This is a genomic window from Herbaspirillum lusitanum P6-12, from assembly GCF_000256565.1.
Taxonomy (GTDB): Bacteria; Pseudomonadota; Gammaproteobacteria; order Burkholderiales; family Burkholderiaceae_D; genus Herbaspirillum; species Herbaspirillum lusitanum.
Map to the genome: position 1 here is coordinate 1 of NZ_AJHH01000066.1, position 3,741 is coordinate 3,741.

Consider the following 3,741-nt stretch of genomic DNA (forward strand, 5'->3'; position numbering starts at 1 on the left):
GACCAGCGCATGCGTGCCGGCTACCGGTGTCCAGTGAAATTTGCAAAATACCGATTCGCCGGCGGCGTTGACCAGGCGGAACGTATGTACGCCGAAGCCCTGCATCATGCGGTAACTGCGCGGGATGGCGCGGTCCGACATCTGCCACATCAGCATGTGGGTCGACTCCGGCATCAGCGAGACGAAATCCCAGAAGGTGTCGTGCGCGCTGGACGCCTGCGGCATGCCGAAATGCGGTTCCGGTTTGAGCGCGTGGACCAGGTCGGGAAACTTCATCGCATCCTGGATGAAGAACACCGGGATGTTGTTGCCGACCAGGTCCCAGTTGCCTTCATCGGTGTAGAACTTGACGGCGAAGCCGCGCACGTCGCGCACGGTGTCGGCCGAACCGGCGCCGCCGGCGACCGTCGAGAAACGTGCGAACACCGGGGTGCGCTTGCCGTCGCCGGAGAACGGCGCAGCGCGCGTCAGTGCGCTGAGGTCCCTGTAGCATTCGAAATAGCCGTGCGCGCCCGAACCGCGCGCATGCACCACGCGTTCGGGGATGCGCTCATGGTCGAAATGGGTGATCTTTTCACGCAGGATGAAGTCTTCCAGAGAGGTCGGTCCGCGCACGCCGGCTTTCAGGGAATTCTGGTTGTCGGCGATCGCGACGCCCTGATTGGTGGTCAGGGCCTGCGCGACCGAGTCGACCCGCACGCGGTCGAGATTGCCGCCGACTGCGTTGTGACCGGGTTGAGCCGCGCCGCCGGTCTTGCCGGACACGATGGCTTCGCTGACGGTACCGGCGCTTGCTTGCGGCGACGCGGGCTTGGCGATGGTACCCGCGCCCGGGATATGCCGGGGTTCACCGCCGGGGTGGAGGAACTCGTCCAGTTTGGAGGTGTTGTGGGTGATGCCGCCAGCCAGCTTGGCGCCGTCGACGATTTTTTTCAGCAACTCCGCCGGCAATACCTTCTTGCCGCTGTTGGCGCCGACCACCGCTGCCCCCGACATGGTGCCGAGCACCGAGCCTGCTGCCTCATTGCCGCTGTTTGCCGTTTTCTTTCCTGCCATGATGAGACCTCTTTATGGGATGCATTCAACACACAGCGCATGCACACCACGAAGACGCGCCACTACGCCAGCCAGAGATGAGCCTAGCGGCAAAGCACTGACGGCGACATAAGCGGATACCCTGTTCGGGCGTCAGAATTGTTGAGGTCTGCGGAAGGAAAGGAGGAAGACGCAATATCGACGATGATCCGGCCGGGATGATTCAGGATGATTCAGAACAGCACGCCCTGACGCTCATCGGCAGCGGTGCGGGATGGGCGTTTTTCGGATTTTTTGCGCGTCGGACGCTGCGTTTCAAGCGGCGCCTTCTGGTCTTGCAACCAGCGCGCCAGCATGTCGATGATGTGCTGCGTCTGCAATGACGTCAAGTTCTGGCCCATGCGGATGCCGTGCCATTTCTCCAGGCAGGAGCGGCAACAGGTTGCGGTCGCATGCTGCGCCACGAATACCGGATGGCCGCGAAACGGCGTCTGCTTGCCGTCCTTGTCGGGATAGGCCGGCGCCAGGCGCGCGGCGATGAAGCTTTCGGCATGCCGCAGTACTTCTTCCAGACCATGCTCTTGCAAGTAGCGGTATTCGGGCGGCTTCAGCACGAAGCGGCGGCGGAAAGCCGAATGTTGCAAGCGGTCGACAATCAGATCTTGTGAAAACATGGCGCCGGGATCGGGTGGACGATGATCGATCATAACCTGGCGCTCCGCCGCAATGCTGTAGGCGCACGCTGATTGCACCGTGGGAAAACGTCCTTGTTCTGCTCAGCTACGGGCGTCGCCTTGCCGATTTCCCCAACTTCCTACGCAAAAACAAGTTGCACGCCGACAGTGTGCCACGGGACGCATTGCTAAGCTGGCGACGGATTCATACCACCAACGACAATCCGGCTCCGGTCGATACAACAATGAGAAAGTCCAAATCCATTTCGTGGTTGAAGCGGCTCGGGCCGGGCCTGATCACCGGCGCGGCCGACGACGACCCCAGCGGCATCGCCACCTATTCCCAGGCGGGAGCGCAATTCGGTTTCAATACCTTGTGGACGGTGCTGCTGACTTATCCGCTGATGGTCGGCATCCAGATGGTCAGCGCGCGCATCGGCGCTTTCAGCGGACACGGCCTGGCGACCAACATCGGCCGCCATTTCCCGCGCTGGATGCTGCATGGCATCGTGATCCTGCTGCTGCTCGCCAATATCATCAACATCGCCGCCGACCTGGTGGCCATGGGCGACGCCGTGACGCTGGTGATCGGCGGGCCGCATCATCTGTATGCGCTCGGGCTGGGGATCGCCTCCATCCTGCTGCAGGTGTGGGTTCCGTACCAGCGCTACGTCAACGTGCTGAAGTGGCTGACGCTATCGCTGTTTGCCTACGTCGGCACGGTGTTCGCGCTGCATATCGAGTGGAGCGAAGTCTGGAGCCGCACTTTCTTTCCGCACATCACCCTGAGCCGCGATTACATCACCATGATAGTCGCCATCTTCGGCACCACCATCAGCCCTTACCTGTTCTTCTGGCAAGCCTCGCAGGAAGTCGAGGAGCAGCAACGCGCACCCGCCGAAGAAGCGCTCAAGCGCCGTCCGGAAGAAGCCGCCGCGGGCGTGTCGCGCATGCAGTTCGACACCTGCGTCGGCATGGGCGTGTCCAACGCGGTGGCGTTCTTCATCATGCTGACCACCGCCATCACGCTGCACCAGCACGGCGTGCACGACATCGAAAGCAGCACCCGCGCGGCGTCGGCATTGAAGCCGGTGGCGGGACAACTTGCGTTCATCCTGTTCAGTCTCGGCATCATCGGCAGCGGCATGCTGGCCATCCCGGTGCTGGCGGGATCGGCGGCCTACGCCATGGCCGGCACCTTCAAATGGAGCAACAGCCTGGAAGACAAGCCGGCCGCGGCCAAACGCTTCTACGGCGTGATTGCCCTGGCGACCATCATTGGCGCGGCGCTGGCCTTTTCTTCGGTGAACACCATCCAGGCGCTGTTCTGGAGCGCCGTGATCAACGGCGTCATCGCCGTGCCGGTGATGGCCATCATGATGCTGCTGGCCGTCAACGCCGGGGTCATGGGACGCTTCGTGATCGGGCGAAAAATGCGCGTCCTCGGCTGGTGCGCCACGGTTGTCATGGCTGTCGCCGTGATCGCCATGCTGGCGACGATGGCCTGACCCGCTTCATCGGCCACGGAGTCTCTCTGTCAGGTCCGACAACATCCTCCGCCGCCGGAATCGGAGGATGCCACATAGCAAGAAGCCGTCCATCAAGGGCGGCTTTCCCATTTGCGGTTTCCGGTGCGCCATGACTATCGCCGGGCTGCTTTAAGAGTTTTCCTATTGTTCGGCTGAAACCGTCCACCTACACTGCCTGCAGTCGCTCGCATCAGTTCGCTGCATTTTTTCGTTCTACGTCTCCGGCGCGTATGCGCCTTCCACTTGTCCGTCTTTCATCAGGTCGCGTCCCCAAGGACAGCGCCGGGAGTTCATTCGTGCCGTCTTTTCTACGTCCATGGCTGTTGCAGATCCTGTGTCTCGTCAACGCCGCTGCTGGCGCTGGCGAAATCCCAGCGTCTTCGGCGCGCTTCGCCGCCCACGCGCTCAGCAGCCTTTCCAGCGGCATCCGCTACAAGTTCGGCGGCACCGATCCCGACAGCGGGCTCGACTGCGTGGTCGGCACGGCGCAGGCAGGCGTGGTG

The 3,741-nt window shown here is 62.3% G+C and carries 3 protein-coding genes and 1 pseudogene; 2 read left to right on the forward strand and 2 right to left on the reverse strand.

The annotated features are described in order from the left end of the window. Both HLUSI_RS0102450 and HLUSI_RS0102455 read right to left on the reverse strand, forming a co-directional pair. Positions 1-1,056: catalase (locus tag HLUSI_RS0102450; protein WP_016832464.1), on the reverse strand; the 1,056-nt coding region annotated here is incomplete at its 3' end. 212 nt (positions 1,057-1,268) lie between these two features. After that, complete coding sequence (locus HLUSI_RS0102455; RefSeq protein ID WP_083830804.1) at positions 1,269-1,709, reverse strand: DUF4186 domain-containing protein; 441 nt, start codon at positions 1,707-1,709, stop codon at positions 1,269-1,271. A 245-nt stretch (positions 1,710-1,954) separates the two neighbouring features. On the opposite strand from HLUSI_RS0102455, the gene HLUSI_RS0102460 reads away from it, so the two are divergent. Next, complete coding sequence (locus HLUSI_RS0102460) at positions 1,955-3,217, forward strand: NRAMP family divalent metal transporter (protein ID WP_029363035.1); 1,263 nt, start codon at positions 1,955-1,957, stop codon at positions 3,215-3,217. A gap of 317 nt (positions 3,218-3,534) precedes the next feature. After that, positions 3,535-3,741: pseudogene (locus HLUSI_RS30880) on the forward strand (hypothetical protein); the annotation flags it as partial.